This is a genomic window from Chryseobacterium sp. YIM B08800 (genome assembly GCF_026163565.1).
Lineage (GTDB): Bacteria > Bacteroidota > Bacteroidia > Flavobacteriales > Weeksellaceae > Chryseobacterium.
The window spans coordinates 142,410-155,600 of the sequence record NZ_JAPDKN010000011.1 but is presented as its reverse complement, the minus strand read 5'-3'; the positions used below and the strand labels follow the sequence as shown (position 1 = coordinate 155,600).

The window sequence follows — 13,191 nt, the reverse complement described above, 5'->3', positions numbered from 1 at the left end:
TTAATTTGGAGGTGAAAGTGAATTTAGATCGTAATTTTCTAATTCTGGAATTACTTTACCATCTGAATCAATCGCATCGGTTAAAGTAGCTAGCTGCCCAATTTCCTGATTATACTTTTTCACATAATAACTTTTATTTTTTGCGATTGTAATACTATTTGGATCTACTACTTCAGCCAATTTAAACTTTAAATTTTTAAACTTAACATTTTCATATCTATCATGAGATTTAATTATTCCTTGCTGTATCCCAAAGTCTATAACATCAATACTTAAATATTCTGTATTATTTTTTGTAATGCAGTATTGATTGATATGGAATTTAATATTTTTCTTGTAATTTTCGTGCATGATAAGAAAATCATCCGGAGTTATTTCTATCGTTCCAGAATTAACAGACATCATTCCATAATATTTGTTATTAATTAATTGCCCACTACCATCAAAATAACCTAACAAAATATAAAGTTTTCCATCATAAGATTTTAAAGAGGTGTATTTACTATTTAAATTACTATCAAATTGAACAAAATAAAGCCGAATTACTGACACCTTATTATTACTTTGAAGAAAAGTACAGATTTCCAGCCATTCTTTTTTCTCTAAAATAAATTCATCCCCATTCAATAATTGTTGTTTATTTAGTTCAAGAAATGTTTTGCCTTTAAATGAACTTTGCATTCTTGCAGCAACTTCAGGAGGTACAGGATCATATTGTGGTTTTAATTTGGTAATCTCTTGTAACTCTTTTAGAAATTTTTGATTTCCATCACAATTTGTGAGTAATAAAAGAATTATTACACTCAAAAGAAGTTTAATTTTTTTCATAACTCTTAGTTTTTAAAATGGTTAAATTTATTAATAGCCTCCACTTTGTTATTGACGTGAAGCTTTCTGTAAATATTTCCGACGTGTTTTTTTACCGTATCAATGCTTACAAATATTTTATCGGCAATTTCTTTATACAAAAGACCTTGTGATAAAAGTTCTACGATTTCGGTTTCGCGTTTCGTAAGTTCTTCCAAGTCTTTTATTTCAATCGTCTTCTTTTCGAAATGAGCTAAAACTCTTCTTGCAATTGAAAAACTCATAGGAGCGCCTCCGTTGTAGACATCACGAATAGAACTCAGAATTTTATCCATGCTTTCGCCTTTTATGAGATAGCCCATTGCTCCGGCTTTTAGAGAATTAAAAATCATTTCTTCATCTTCAAAGCTAGTACACATGATGAATTGGGTTGTTGGCATATCTTTCTTCAGTTTTCCGATAATATCAATACCGAGCATATCCTGAAGCTGGATATCCATCATCACTACATCCGGAGAAATATTCAAAAGTTTTTTAAGAGCCGTATTTCCGTCAAAAAACTGAGCAATCACCTTCATATCATTTTGATAATCGATGACTTTCTTCAACGCATTGTTGTAGTTTTTTTCGTCTTCTACTATGGCGATAGAAATGCTCATATTGTTTGTTTTTGTAAAGACAAATTTCAACAGAAAACAAAACAGAAACAATTACACTTTTGTGTAATAATAGATTTTTGAGCTCGGGTTATTGGTTTGTTTTTTGTTTTTATTAAATTTAAAGAAAATTTAGGAATTAAGAAATTAATTTAGATTAATAATATCAAAAATAAACTCAATGAAAAAAGAACTTATCCTCTCGATAGGCATTTTGATGTTTTCGTTATCAAGTTGCAAAAAATCGGCAGAAGGAAATAAAGGGATAATAAAAGCTGATTCTGCAAACAAAGAAATTCTTGCCGATAACGGAGCCGTAGATTCTACGATTGCTTATAACACCGACATCAACGGAAAAAAAAGTGTAAAAACAGACTTTGTTTACAAAGCGACCGATAAATCTTTGGTAAAAGTGGTCTTCAACTATGATCCTAAAAACAGAACCGTTTCTATCACCAATAACAATAAAACATTTGTGTTGGAAAAATCGGAAGCAAAAGTAAACGAAACGATTTATAAAAAAGATGATATGACTGCTACTGTAAAAGGAGACAGCTTAATTATTCATCAAGGTGATAACATCATCGAACTGGAAAGAACAAAAATTTAAAAACACCTTTTTAATCTTGTCTTGAAAAGCTAAGTAACGAAAAATAAAAAGCAGGAGAGCTTTTTAAAATTGCACGCCTACATTTTATAAAAGCTATCGTGGATTTTTGCAAATGACAAGAGTTTTTGTTATAATCCTCTAATTAATTTCCAAAGAATCATTTGCAAAAAAAAACCGTTTCAGAATCTGAACGGTTTTTATGCATTAATCTACTTTATATTTGACAGCTTTATCTAATTCTATAGGATTATAATTATTTATAATTTGAAGTTGATAATCTTTTTTAATACTTTTTAAACCTTCTAAATTGCTAATATGCTTATCAAATATAGTTAGTCCCCAAGTTCCTTCTTTCATTGTATAATATTCACTGAATGGATTATTATAGTTATCTATTAATAATTTCTGATATTGCTGTAATGTAATAGATATTGGATTTACACCTAAATTAGATTCAACAATATTAGAAGTATCATACTTTGACAATATTTTATTAATAGAAGTTAATTTATAATTAAAATTATCTTTTGAATCTTTAACTTCAAATATTAAACCCGGTAGTCCTCTAAATTTATATGGTCCTTCTGAAACAGGTATTTCAGGAGAGAACCAAGCTATCCATTTTCGCCCGCCCCAAATAGTCTCAGCTTTTTGTAATTTATAATTATTTGAAAATTTTGTTTGAGATAGTATTTTCCAGTTGATCTCATCTAAAGAAATATAATTGTAGTATTTATCTTCTAAATTTACAAAATTTTCGTTCTTAAAAGAACCTATTTTTCTTTTTAAGACTTGCTGTATAGGAAAAGTATAAGAAATAACACCTCCATTTTTCAATAAAGAATCTAGTTTAATTAGTTTTTTATAATAAAACTTTGAGTAATCTTTTTGCACATCAAGTACCATTTCAATATTATCACTGTTTTGTTTCAACGAGTCCAGTTTATAACTGAAGTCATACATTATTCTATAGTTTTGAGAATAAGAATATTGAATTAAAAAAAAGAAAAAAAGAAAATATTTATACATTCACAAGATATTAGCATAATTCTTTTGCCATACTCAATGCTTTTCCACAGTCTCCTCCTGGATCAGTATAACAAGATTGGCTTCCTTGTCTGTTAGAACATGCTACACATTGTTTACAACTCTCACCTCCACCAGTTCCATCATCAAATCCTAAATCAAACTCTGCGCCTCCACCGCCATAAATTTCTTTTAAATTTTTTCTCGAAATTTTTTTTAAATTTTTCATAAATAATAATTTTAATTTGTTTATACTTTTCTCGTTGAAAAGTGTTTTTCAAAACTAAAAAATAAGATTATCATTTCCAAATTTAATTTAGAAAAATCGTATAATTAACATTTTCAACCACTTATTAATTCAATTTGTTAAATATATTTAACAAAAAAATATTGAAATACATATTATAATACTTTAAAAAGTTACAGAAAAATGAAAGTTTAATTTTTTAAACATAAAAAACCGCTCAGAAATCTGAACGGTTTTTTTATTTATATCCGGATGAATATTATTCTCCAGCTTTCTCTTCTGTAGAATCAGTAGTTTCAGCTTTTGGCTCTTCTACTTTTTCTTCTACTACAGGAGCTTCAGCAACTACAGCTTCTTTTTTAGTAGCTGTTGTAGATCTTCTGCTTCTTCTTGTAGTCTTCTTCTCTTCAGCATTAGGGTTGTAAAGCTCGTTGAAATCAACTAACTCGATCAAAGCAGTATCTGCAGCATCACCAGGTCTGAAACCAGTTTTGATGATTCTCGTATAACCACCGTTTCTTTCAGCGATTTTCGGAGCTACAGTTCTGAACAATTCAGTAACCGCTTCTTTATTTTGAAGATATGCGAAAACAATTCTTCTGTTGTGAGTAGTATCTTCTTTTGCTTTAGTTAATAGAGGCTCAACATATACTCTTAAAGCTTTTGCTTTAGCTACAGTAGTGTTGATTCTTTTATGCTCAATTAGAGAACAAGCCATATTAGAAAGTAACGCGCTTCTGTGAGAAGAAGTTCTTCCTAAGTGATTGAATTTTTTACCGTGTCTCATTATTATTTAATTATCAGCGTCTAATTTATATTTTGCAACGTCGAAACCGAAGTTAAGACCTTTTGAATGCACCAATTCTTCTAGTTCTGTCAAAGATTTTTTACCAAAATTTCTGAATTTCATCAAATCAGACTTACTATAAGAAACAAGCTCACCTAGAGTTTCTACTTCAGCTGCTTTCAGACAGTTTAGGGCTCTTACAGAAAGATCCATATCTGCTAATTTAGACTTCAATAGTTGTCTTGTGTGAAGAGTTTCTTCATCGTATTGGATAGATGCTTTCACCGCTTCAGTCTCCAAAGTGATTCTCTCATCAGAGAACAACATGAAGTGATAAATTAATATCTTAGAAGCTTCAGTTAAAGCATTCTGAGGGCTGATTGAGCCATCAGTTTCTATATCTAATACTAGTTTTTCGTAGTCTGTTTTTTGCTCTACACGGTAATTTTCAATACTATACTGTACTTTTTTGATCGGCGTAAAGATAGAATCAATAGCAATAGTACCTACAGGTGCATTGTTTGATTTGTTTTGTTCAGAAGGAACATATCCTCTTCCCTTTTCTATATTAAACGTAATTTCAAAAGTAACGTCAGAGTTTAGATTACAGATCATCAAGTCTGGATTCAAGATTTCAAATCCGTTGATAGACTGTCCTAAATCTCCAGCAGTAATAACAGTTTGACCAGAAACTTTAGCAACCACCTGCTCTGAAGCTTGGTTTTCTGCTGTAGCTTTAAGTCTTACCTGCTTAAGGTTAAGAATAATTTCGGTAACGTCTTCAATTACTCCTGGGATAGTTGAAAATTCGTGCTCTACACCTTCTATTTTGATAGATGAAATAGCGTATCCTTCCAGAGAAGAAAGCAACACTCTTCTCAAAGCATTACCGATTGTAAGCCCGAAACCTGGTTCTAAAGGACGAAATTCGAATTGACCTTTAAATTCATCAGAGTTAAGTAGAATTACTTTATCGGGTTTTATGAATTGTAAAATTGCCATATTGTTGGGTTGAGCAAAAAATTGATTAAAAAATTATTTAGAGTAAAGTTCGACGATAAGCTGTTCCTTGATGTCTTCCGGGATTTGGATTCTTTCAGGAGCAGAAATGAAGGTACCTTCTTTTTTCTCGTCGTTGAATTGTAACCACTCATAGTTTGATTTTGATGCCAAAGCATCAGCAACAACCTCTAGAGATTTAGATTTTTCTCTTACAGCGATTACATCACCAGCTTTCACTAAATAAGATGGAATGTTAAGGATCTCACCATTCACAGTGATGTGTCTGTGAGAAGTTAACTGTCTTGCACCAGATCTGGTTTTAGCAAAACCTAATCTGTATACAACGTTATCCAATCTTGATTCGCAAAGCTGTAATAGAACTTCACCTGTTACACCTTTACTTCTGTGTGCTTTTTCAAATAAATTAGCAAACTGTCTTTCTAAAATACCGTAAGTATATTTAGCTTTTTGTTTTTCAGCTAACTGAACTGCATATTCTGATTTTTTAGCACCTCTTCTTTTGTTAGGACCGTGTTGTCCTGGCGGTTGGTTTTTTCTTTTCTCGAAGTTTTTATCATCTCCGTAGATTGCAGCACCAAACTTTCTAGCAATCTTAGTTTTAGGTCCAATATATCTTGCCATAATGGGTAAATTCTAAAAATTAAACTCTTCTTCTTTTCGGTGGTCTACATCCATTGTGTGGCATAGGAGTAACGTCAATAATTTCGCTAACTTCGATACCTGAATTGTGAATAGTTCTGATCGCAGATTCTCTACCTGCACCTGGACCTTTCACATACACCTTTACTCTTCTAAGACCAGCTTCGTGAGCTACAGTAGAGCAATTTTCTGCTGCCATTTGAGCAGCAAAAGGAGTGTTCTTTTTAGAACCTCTGAACCCCATTTTACCGGCAGATGCCCAAGAGATAACCTCTCCGCTTTTATTTGTTAAAGAAATGATGATGTTATTGAAAGAAGCTTGAATATGCGCTTCTCCTATAGCCTCAACTTTTACTTTTCTTTTTTTAACTACTTTAGTTTGTTTTGCCATAATTCCTAACGATTATTTACTTGCTTTTTTCTTGTTAGCAACAGTTTTTCTCTTTCCTTTACGGGTTCTAGAGTTGTTTTTCGTTCTCTGGCCTCTTAAAGGTAGTCCTAGTCTGTGACGTATTCCTCGTTGGCATCCTATGTCCATCAATCTCTTGATGTTCAATTGCACTTCAGATCTAAGCTCTCCCTCAACTTTAATGTTTTCTGAGATATAAGTTCTGATTGCAGCCAATTCATCGTCATTCCATTCGTTGACTTTCTTGTCTTCGCTGATACCGGCAGCCTTAAGGATTTCAGAAGAAGTACTTCTTCCAACTCCATAGATATAAGTTAAACCGATAACACCTCTTTTGTTTTTTGGTAAATCAATACCTGAAATTCTCGCCATAATTTAGCCTTGTCTTTGTTTAAATTTTGGGTTTTTCTTGTTGATTACAAATAGAACGCCTTTTCTACGAACGATTTTGCAATCAGCACTTCTTTTTTTAATTGATGCTCTAACTTTCATTTGAAATATTTATATTTTTTCAATAATCAAACAAAATCATAAGATTCCGTTTGAAAATATTTATTTTCAACAAGAGCCAAATGGAGATCCGAAGATTCCATTTGGCATTTGTTTTAATATCTAAATGTAATTCTCCCCTTCGAAAGATCGTAAGGAGACATTTCTAATTTTACCTTATCACCAGGTAATAGTTTAATATAATGCATACGCATTTTGCCAGAGATATGAGCAATAAGTACATGCCCGTTTTCTAGCTCTACACGGAACTGAGCGTTCGAAAGTGCTTCCGTTATAACGCCATCTTGTTCGATATGTTTTTGTTTTGCCATAAATTAATATCCAGTCGATCTTGATAATTTAGACTGCATTAAGCCATCATAATGATGATTCAGCAGATAAGTGTTAATCTGTTGAACGGTATCTAATACTACTCCAACCATAATTAGCAACGAAGTTCCCCCGAAAAATAGGGCGAACGCATCTGTCTGAACAAGACTTCCATGCACTATTGCCGGAAGGACTGCAAAGATAGATAAAAATATTGCACCTGGCAAAGTAATTTTTGATAAAATATCATCTAGATAATCAGCAGTCTCTTTACCGGGTCTTACTTTAGGTACCAAACCACCATTTCTCTTAAGATCATCGGCCATTTGGTTTACCGGAATTGTAATTGCGGTATAGAAAAATGAAAAGATAATAATTAATAGCGCAAACAATACGTTGTATTGCCAGCTAAAAACATTTTTGAAACCTGCAAGAAAAGTATTAGACTCGTCTACTTTGGTCAACAAACCAGGTACAAACATCAATGCCTGAGCAAAGATAATTGGCATTACACCAGCTGCGTTAACTTTTAGCGGGATCCACTGTCTTGCTCCCTGCATTAGATTTCTATTTACACCTCCTCTTGCCTGAGCTCTGCTTACATACTGAATAGGGATTTTTCTTACTGCAACAGATAATACTACTGCTAAAAGAACCACCAACATCCAGAATATTACTTCAATCATAATCATGATAGAACCTAATCCTCCTTTTCCGTTCTGTACTGCAATTTCCTGTACAAATGCTTCTGGTAATCTAGATAAAATACCAACCATAATAAGGATAGAAATACCATTTCCAATACCTTTATCGGTAATTTTTTCACCTAACCACATTGCAAATACAGAACCTGCAACCAAGATAACAATACTTGGTAACCAGAACATAATAGAGTTTGGATCTACAAAATATGCAGACTGGAACTGAGCATAAGGAAGGAACAACTGAGTAATAGATGTTAAATAAGAAGGTGCCTGTACAAGACAAACCCCAATCGTTAACCATCTAGTAATTTGATTCAATGTGTTTCTACCAGACTCTCCGTCTTTTTGAAGTTTCTGAAGATAAGGAATTGCCATCCCCATCAACTGAACAATAATAGAAGCAGAAATATAAGGCATGATACCCAACGCCATTACAGAAGCGTGGCTGAAAGCTCCTCCTGTAAACGACGAAAGCAAGCCAAGGAGACCTGCTCCTTGCTTGTTACCGCCTTGATTTTTATAATGCTCTAAGAGATCACCTACTTCTGCAAGGTTAATCGCAGGAAGTGAGATGAAAGATGCGAATCTATACACAAGGATAATACCTAAAGTGAAGAGAATTTTATCTCTAAGTTCTTTAAGGCTCCAAATATTTTTGAGGGTTTGTATAAATTCTTTCATTAGTAATTATTATAAGGTAATTGCTTTTCCACCTGCTTTAGCAATAAGCTCTTCAGCAGATTTAGTGAATTTGTCTGCAGAAATTGAAACCGCTGATTTCAATTCACCTCTCCCCATAATTTTCACTAATTCGTTTTTAGTGATTAATCCGTTCTCAATCATAACTTCTCTTGTAATATCTCCTGTAATAGATTTATTTTCAATTAAAATTTGGATTGTATCAAGATTAATACCTCTAAACTCTTTTCTGTTTACGTTTTTGAATCCGAATTTAGGTAATCTTCTTTGCAAAGGCATCTGACCTCCTTCAAAACCGATTTTCTGAGAATAACCAGCTCTTGCTTTCTGACCTTTGTGACCTTTTGTAGAAGTACCTCCTTTTCCACTACCTTGTCCTCTACCAATTCTTTTTGAACTGAATGTAGAACCTGCAGCAGGCTTTATGTTGTTTAAATTCATTTTTTTTATTGATTTAAAGATTAATAATTTAAAGATTAAAAATTCCGCCTAAGATAGAAAGAATATTTTAATCTTTTAATCTTTGAATTTTTTAATTATTTCTGAACTTCAAGTAAGTGGCTAACTGTAGCTATCATTCCTAAGATAGAAGGCGTAGCTTCGTGTTCTACAACTTGGTGAAGTTTCTTAAATCCTAATGCTTCAAGCGTTCTCTTTTGGTTTTTTGTTCTACCAATAGCGCTTCTTACTTGCTTTACTTTAATTGTTGCCATTGTTTATTTATTAACCGTTAAACACTTTAGTTAGAGAAACTCCTCTCATTCTTGCAATTTCTTCTGGTCTTCTGATGTCTAACAATGCTTTGAAAGTAGCCTTTACTACATTGTGAGGGTTTGAAGATCCTTTAGATTTTGAAAGGATATCGTGGATACCAGCAGATTCTAGTACCGCTCTTACCGCACCACCTGCGATAAGCCCTGTACCGTGAGAAGCAGGTCTCAAGAAGATATCTGCACCACCGTATCTAGCAGTAGTTTGGTGAGGGATAGTATGGTTCATTACAGGAACTTTTACTAAGTTTTTCTTAGCATCTTCTACAGCCTTAGCAATAGCAGAAGCAACTTCCTTAGATTTTCCTAAACCAAAACCGATAGTTCCAGCTTCGTCTCCTACAACAACAATTGCAGAAAATCCGAAAGCTCTACCTCCTTTAGTTACTTTTGTTACTCTATTAACAGCTACGAGACGATCTTTAAGTTCTAATCCTCCCGGTTTTACTCTTTCTATATTATCTAGTCCTAACATATTTCCGAAATTTAATGATTAGAATTTAAGTCCACCTTCTCTCGCACCGTCAGCTAAAGCTTTCACTCTACCGTGGTATACGAATCCGTTTCTATCAAATACAATATTTTCAATTCCTGCAGCAAGGGCTTTAGCAGCGATTGCTTTACCTACAGCAGCAGAAACTTCACTTTTTGTTCCGTTAGCATCTACACCTTTCTCTCTAGAAGAAGCTGATGCTAAAGTTTTTCCGTCTTTATCGTCGATTAACTGAGCGTAAATTTCCTTATTACTCTTATATACAGATAATCTTGGCAAATCAGCAGATCCAGAGATTTTTCCTCTTACTCTTCTTTTGATTCTTATTCTTTTTTCTAATTTACTTAGTGCCATTTTCTTAAATTTTATTAAGCAGATTTACCAGCTTTACGTCTTACAATTTCTCCTACGAATTTCACACCTTTTCCTTTGTATGGTTCAGGCTTTCTGAAAGATCTGATCTTTGCAGCTACCATCCCTAGAAGTTGGTTGTCGTGAGACGTTAAAGTAATAATTGGGTTTTTACCTTTTTCAGTCAATGTATCAACTTTTACTTCGTTAGGAAGTTCTAAAACGATACCGTGAGAGAATCCTAAAGCCAACTCAAGTTTTTGACCTGCATGAGCTGCTCTGTATCCTACCCCTACTAATTCTAGTTTCTTTTCGAAACCTGTATTAACACCAGTGATCATGTTGTTGATCAACGCTCTGTATAAACCGTGAAGCGCTTTGTGTTGTTTAGCATCAGATGGTCTGTTAACGTTAAGTTCTCCATCTTTTTGCTCAATAGTAATTCCTTCTGTAAGCTCCTGAGAAAGTTCTCCTTTAGGACCTTTTACTGTTACTACACCTTCTTTTTCAGTGATTGTAACACCAGCAGGAATTGTTATAATTGCTTTACCAATTCTTGACATTTTCCTTTGATTAAAAATTAATAAACATAGCAGATTACTTCACCGCCTACTTTTTCTTCTCTTGCTTTCTTGTCAGTCATTACTCCTTTAGAAGTAGAGATGATAGAAATACCCAAACCGTTTAGTACTCTTGGAAGTTCACCTGAACCTTTGTACTGTCTCAAACCTGGTCTAGAAGCTCTTTGGATAGACTTAATAGCTGGTTTGTTAGTTTGCTTATCGTACTTCAAAGCGATTTTGATGTTTCCTTGAACAGCGTTATCTTCAAACTTGTAGTTTAAGATATACCCTTGATCAAATAAAATCTTAGTAATCTCCTTTTTGATTTTCGATGCAGGAATTTCCACCACTTTGTGGCCTGCGCTTTGTGCGTTCCTTACTCTAGTTAGGAAATCTGAAATTGGATCTGTTACCATTTCTTTGTTTTAAATTATTGGTTAAAGAACAATCAGTTTTGAAAAGACTTGAAGATTAAAATATCAGACTTCAGAAAATCTTAGGTCTGATATTTTTATTCTTTAGTATCTCGACAACTTAATTGTCCCGATTTTTTAATTAGTAATTATTACCAACTAGCTTTTTTAACTCCCGGGATAAGACCGTTGTTTGCCATTTCTCTGAAAGTTACTCTGGAAATACCAAACGTTCTCATGTATCCTCTTGGTCTACCTGTAAGTTTACATCTGTTGTGTAGTCTTACCGGAGAAGCGTTTTTAGGTAATTTCTGAAGTCCTTCATAATCACCTGCTTCTTTAAGAGCTTTTCTTTTTTCAGCGTATTTAGCTACAGTAGCTTCTCTTTTGCGCTCACGCGCTTTCATTGATTCTTTAGCCATTTCTTAGTTCTTTTTGAATGGTAAACCGAAGTGAGTTAATAATGCTTTAGCTTCTTTATCTGTTTTCGCAGTTGTAACGAAAGTGATATCCATACCTTGGATTTTCTTTACTTTGTCGATTACGATCTCTGGGAAGATAATCTGCTCAGTAATCCCTAAGTTATAGTTACCTCTACCGTCGAAACCATCAGCCTTGATACCAGAAAAATCTCTGATACGTGGCAAAGCAGAAGAAGTAAGTCTGTCTAAGAATTCGTACATTTTTGTAGATCTAAGAGTTACTTTAGCTCCTACAGGCATACCTTTTCTTAATTTGAAAGCAGCTTCATCTTTCTTAGAGATAGTACCAACAGCCTTTTGACCTGTGATATTTGTAAGTTCTTCTACAGCATAATCGATGATCTTTTTATCAGCAGTAGCGTCTCCTAAACCTTGAGATAAAATAATTTTCTCTAGTCTTGGTACCTGCATTACTGATTTGTATCCGAATTCTTCCATCATTGCTGGAACAATCGTTTCTTTATATGCTTTTTTGGGTCTTGCTATATATTCCATGTGTTATTTAAAATTATAAAGTTTCACCCGTTTTTTTGTTGATTCTTACTTTCTTATCTCCTTCGATTTTGTAACCGATTTTGATAGCTTTTCCGTCTTTACCAACTAAAGCTACGTTTGAGATATGAATAGAAGCTTCCTTCTCAGTGATTCCTCCTTGAGGGTTAGAAGCTGAAGGCTTAACGTGTTTTTTAACGATGTTAAGTCCTGCAACGATAACTCTAGGGTCTCTTCCTTCTTTTTTGATCACTTCAATAACTTCACCAGTACTACCTTTAAGACCTTTCTTACCTGTAGTTACGATTACGTTATCTCCTCTTTTTATTTTTAACTTTGACATTTTTTTTAAAAAATTTTAAATATTAAAGTACTTCAGGAGCTAATGAAATGATTTTCATATATTCTTTGTCTCTCAACTCACGAGCAACAGGTCCGAAAACACGTGTTCCTCTCATTTCTCCTCCAGCATTTAGTAATACACAAGCATTGTCTTCGAATTTGATGTATGAACCATCTTTTCTTCTTACTGCTTTTTTAGTTCTTACTACAACTGCTTTAGATACCTGACCTTTTTTTGCGTTTCCTGATGGTGTAGAATCTTTAATAGTAACTACGATTTTATCACCAACTGAAGCATATCTTCTTCTGGTTCCTCCCAGAACTCTAATAACTAGTACTTCTTTTGCACCTGTGTTATCAGCAACTTTTAATCTTGATTCTGTTTGTAACATTATTACTTAGCTTTTTCAATGATTCTTACTAATCTCCATCTCTTACTCTTGCTTAAAGGTCTAGTTTCTTGGATAAGAACTGTATCTCCTTCTGCGCATTCGTTGTTCTCGTCGTGTGCAGTATATTTTTTCGTTTTCAAAACGAATTTACCGTACATCGGGTGTTTTACTCTAGTCGTTTCACTAACAACAATAGTTTTTTCCATTTTATTGCTGGAAACCACTCCGATTCTTTCTTTTCTTAAATTTCTATCCATTGTAAAAAGGAATATTATTGTTTGTTAGTTAACTCAGTATTTAATCTTGCGATTGTTTTTCTTAAATCTCTGATTTGGATCGGATTTTCAAGTGGACTGATTTTGTGAGCCAATTTCATTTTAGAGAAAGCAGCTTTAGCTTCAGCCAATTTAGCTTGAACATCTTCAAGGCTTAGATTTTTAATTTCAGCTTGTTTCATTGTATTCAGA

Annotated in this window: 25 protein-coding genes; 1 reads left to right on the top strand and 24 read right to left on the bottom strand. The window is 33.5% G+C overall.

The window, feature by feature from the left end; genetic code table 11:
- Entirely contained in the window at positions 1-828 is an 828-nt protein-coding gene (locus OEW74_RS05835; RefSeq protein ID WP_265427590.1) for a hypothetical protein, read from the bottom strand.
- 5 nt (positions 829-833) lie between these two features.
- Positions 834-1,466 (bottom strand): response regulator transcription factor, encoded by a 633-nt coding sequence (locus OEW74_RS05830; RefSeq protein ID WP_265427589.1) that lies wholly within the window; start codon positions 1,464-1,466, stop codon positions 834-836.
- Between the two features lie 178 nt (positions 1,467-1,644).
- Here OEW74_RS05830 and OEW74_RS05825 point away from each other — a divergent pair, with 178 nt between their 5' ends.
- On the top strand, positions 1,645-2,073 hold the full coding sequence (locus OEW74_RS05825) for a hypothetical protein (protein ID WP_265427588.1): 429 nt from the start codon (positions 1,645-1,647) through the stop codon (positions 2,071-2,073).
- A 204-nt stretch (positions 2,074-2,277) separates the two neighbouring features.
- On the opposite strand, the gene OEW74_RS05820 is transcribed toward OEW74_RS05825, so the two are convergent.
- The 22 genes from OEW74_RS05820 to rpmC form a co-directional block, all read right to left on the bottom strand.
- Positions 2,278-3,102, bottom strand: coding sequence for a GLPGLI family protein (locus OEW74_RS05820; protein ID WP_265427587.1), 825 nt, complete (start codon positions 3,100-3,102; stop codon positions 2,278-2,280).
- A 10-nt stretch (positions 3,103-3,112) separates the two neighbouring features.
- Positions 3,113-3,328, bottom strand: a complete 216-nt coding sequence (locus OEW74_RS05815) for a bacteriocin-like protein (protein ID WP_265427586.1) — start codon at positions 3,326-3,328, stop codon at positions 3,113-3,115.
- A 277-nt stretch (positions 3,329-3,605) separates the two neighbouring features.
- Positions 3,606-4,133, bottom strand: coding sequence for a 50S ribosomal protein L17 (gene rplQ / locus OEW74_RS05810; protein ID WP_265427585.1), 528 nt, complete (start codon positions 4,131-4,133; stop codon positions 3,606-3,608).
- Positions 4,134-4,139: 6 nt separating this feature from the next.
- Positions 4,140-5,135 (bottom strand): DNA-directed RNA polymerase subunit alpha, encoded by a 996-nt coding sequence (locus OEW74_RS05805; RefSeq protein ID WP_074230972.1) that lies wholly within the window; start codon positions 5,133-5,135, stop codon positions 4,140-4,142.
- A 33-nt stretch (positions 5,136-5,168) separates the two neighbouring features.
- Positions 5,169-5,777: a 30S ribosomal protein S4 gene (gene rpsD / locus OEW74_RS05800; protein ID WP_265427584.1), complete on the bottom strand. Its 609-nt coding sequence runs from the start codon at positions 5,775-5,777 to the stop codon at positions 5,169-5,171.
- Between the two features lie 19 nt (positions 5,778-5,796).
- Entirely contained in the window at positions 5,797-6,186 is a 390-nt protein-coding gene (gene rpsK, locus OEW74_RS05795) for a 30S ribosomal protein S11 (RefSeq protein ID WP_066679832.1), read from the bottom strand.
- A 12-nt stretch (positions 6,187-6,198) separates the two neighbouring features.
- Complete coding sequence (gene rpsM / locus OEW74_RS05790) at positions 6,199-6,576, bottom strand: 30S ribosomal protein S13 (RefSeq protein WP_034678036.1); 378 nt, start codon at positions 6,574-6,576, stop codon at positions 6,199-6,201.
- Between the two features lie 3 nt (positions 6,577-6,579).
- Positions 6,580-6,696 carry a 50S ribosomal protein L36 gene (gene rpmJ / locus OEW74_RS05785; RefSeq protein WP_007839480.1) on the bottom strand — a complete coding sequence of 39 codons (117 nt, stop codon included), beginning with the start codon at positions 6,694-6,696 and terminating at the stop codon, positions 6,580-6,582.
- A 113-nt stretch (positions 6,697-6,809) separates the two neighbouring features.
- On the bottom strand, positions 6,810-7,025 hold the full coding sequence (gene infA / locus OEW74_RS05780; RefSeq protein WP_029297754.1) for a translation initiation factor IF-1: 216 nt from the start codon (positions 7,023-7,025) through the stop codon (positions 6,810-6,812).
- Positions 7,026-7,028: 3 nt separating this feature from the next.
- Positions 7,029-8,408 carry a preprotein translocase subunit SecY gene (secY, locus tag OEW74_RS05775; RefSeq protein ID WP_265427583.1) on the bottom strand — a complete coding sequence of 460 codons (1,380 nt, stop codon included), beginning with the start codon at positions 8,406-8,408 and terminating at the stop codon, positions 7,029-7,031.
- A 9-nt stretch (positions 8,409-8,417) separates the two neighbouring features.
- Positions 8,418-8,867 carry a 50S ribosomal protein L15 gene (rplO, locus tag OEW74_RS05770; protein ID WP_265427582.1) on the bottom strand — a complete coding sequence of 150 codons (450 nt, stop codon included), beginning with the start codon at positions 8,865-8,867 and terminating at the stop codon, positions 8,418-8,420.
- A 95-nt stretch (positions 8,868-8,962) separates the two neighbouring features.
- On the bottom strand, positions 8,963-9,139 hold the full coding sequence (gene rpmD, locus OEW74_RS05765; protein WP_265427581.1) for a 50S ribosomal protein L30: 177 nt from the start codon (positions 9,137-9,139) through the stop codon (positions 8,963-8,965).
- 10 nt (positions 9,140-9,149) lie between these two features.
- Positions 9,150-9,671: a 30S ribosomal protein S5 gene (rpsE, locus tag OEW74_RS05760; RefSeq protein WP_034678028.1), complete on the bottom strand. Its 522-nt coding sequence runs from the start codon at positions 9,669-9,671 to the stop codon at positions 9,150-9,152.
- An 18-nt stretch (positions 9,672-9,689) separates the two neighbouring features.
- Entirely contained in the window at positions 9,690-10,043 is a 354-nt protein-coding gene (gene rplR / locus OEW74_RS05755; protein ID WP_074230967.1) for a 50S ribosomal protein L18, read from the bottom strand.
- A gap of 14 nt (positions 10,044-10,057) precedes the next feature.
- Entirely contained in the window at positions 10,058-10,603 is a 546-nt protein-coding gene (rplF, locus tag OEW74_RS05750; protein ID WP_265427580.1) for a 50S ribosomal protein L6, read from the bottom strand.
- Between the two features lie 17 nt (positions 10,604-10,620).
- A complete protein-coding gene (gene rpsH, locus OEW74_RS05745; RefSeq protein ID WP_034678025.1) occupies positions 10,621-11,019 on the bottom strand; it encodes a 30S ribosomal protein S8 in 399 nt (132 codons plus the stop codon).
- Between the two features lie 149 nt (positions 11,020-11,168).
- Positions 11,169-11,438 carry a 30S ribosomal protein S14 gene (gene rpsN / locus OEW74_RS05740; RefSeq protein WP_047442254.1) on the bottom strand — a complete coding sequence of 90 codons (270 nt, stop codon included), beginning with the start codon at positions 11,436-11,438 and terminating at the stop codon, positions 11,169-11,171.
- A 3-nt stretch (positions 11,439-11,441) separates the two neighbouring features.
- Positions 11,442-11,993, bottom strand: coding sequence for a 50S ribosomal protein L5 (gene rplE, locus OEW74_RS05735; protein WP_265427579.1), 552 nt, complete (start codon positions 11,991-11,993; stop codon positions 11,442-11,444).
- A gap of 13 nt (positions 11,994-12,006) precedes the next feature.
- The gene (gene rplX, locus OEW74_RS05730) at positions 12,007-12,333 is read right to left on the bottom strand and encodes a 50S ribosomal protein L24 (protein WP_062650905.1); all 327 of its coding nucleotides are present in this window, start codon (positions 12,331-12,333) and stop codon (positions 12,007-12,009) included.
- A gap of 22 nt (positions 12,334-12,355) precedes the next feature.
- A complete protein-coding gene (gene rplN / locus OEW74_RS05725; protein WP_034684837.1) occupies positions 12,356-12,724 on the bottom strand; it encodes a 50S ribosomal protein L14 in 369 nt (122 codons plus the stop codon).
- Between the two features lie 2 nt (positions 12,725-12,726).
- On the bottom strand, positions 12,727-12,981 hold the full coding sequence (rpsQ, locus tag OEW74_RS05720) for a 30S ribosomal protein S17 (RefSeq protein WP_065400323.1): 255 nt from the start codon (positions 12,979-12,981) through the stop codon (positions 12,727-12,729).
- A gap of 14 nt (positions 12,982-12,995) precedes the next feature.
- Positions 12,996-13,181: a 50S ribosomal protein L29 gene (gene rpmC / locus OEW74_RS05715; protein ID WP_265427578.1), complete on the bottom strand. Its 186-nt coding sequence runs from the start codon at positions 13,179-13,181 to the stop codon at positions 12,996-12,998.
- Between the last annotated feature and the right edge of the window lie 10 nt (positions 13,182-13,191).